General features: G+C 45.8%; 1 protein-coding gene. It reads right to left on the bottom strand.

The window, feature by feature from the left end; all coding sequences use genetic code 11:
- On the bottom strand, positions 1 to 782 hold a 782-nt coding region (locus R7O13_RS26165), incomplete at both ends, for an ATP-binding protein (protein ID WP_318305115.1).

The raw sequence follows: 782 nt of genomic DNA, 5'->3' as shown, positions 1-782 counted from the left end.
AAAAATTGCTTTTTTCTGAGAATCCGGAATACCGCATCCATTATCTTCAAATGAAATCACGGCATAACACTGTTGGTTTTTTTCAACTTCTCTCGTTTGTATTTTTAACGATCCTTTGTCAGGAAAGGCGTCAATCGCATTAGAAATTAGGTTGGTCCACACTTGTTGCAATGCAATAGGTTGGCAAAGCATACGCGGAAGTGGGGCGTAATCTGTTGAAACTTGATGTACCTTTCGCTTGTTTTCGAAAATCACTAAAGTGTCTTCGATGCCTTCATGTATATCGGCGTAGTGCATGCGTTCATCATCAGATCTCGCGTAGCCTTTTAGGCTCTTCACCATGTCAGCGATGCGAGCGGCACAAACATTGATAGAACGGAGAGAAGCACCTGCTTGAAGATATTGTTCTAACGTCTCTAGCGTAGAGGAGGCATTGTCTTTCTTCTTGGCGAGCTGGGAAACGAGTTCGGAATCGCTCTCTAGGCCTAAATTGACGACTTTTTTGGCAATGGCACGATCAGGTAACGTGCTGTTGAGCTCTTTGACGCGTGAGCGCAGTTCCGCAGTCGAGGCTGGCTTGGCGGTTTGAGCTCTGGTTAGAAGCTGAACGCCTTTGATTTGTACTTCTGCTGTCGGAAGTTGAGTTAATAGCCCTTCGAGGGTATGAGTGAGGTTTTCTACACCACGCAAAATCGCAGCTATTGGGTTGTTCAGTTCATGGGCCACGCCTGCAACCAACTGGCCGAGCATGGCCATTTTTTCTCTTTCAATCAGTTGTTGAT

The sequence above is a fragment of the Vibrio sp. Y176 genome (assembly GCF_033438945.1).
Note: the sequence above shows the minus strand (reverse complement) of the source record. Positions and strands in the feature narration are given on the sequence as shown.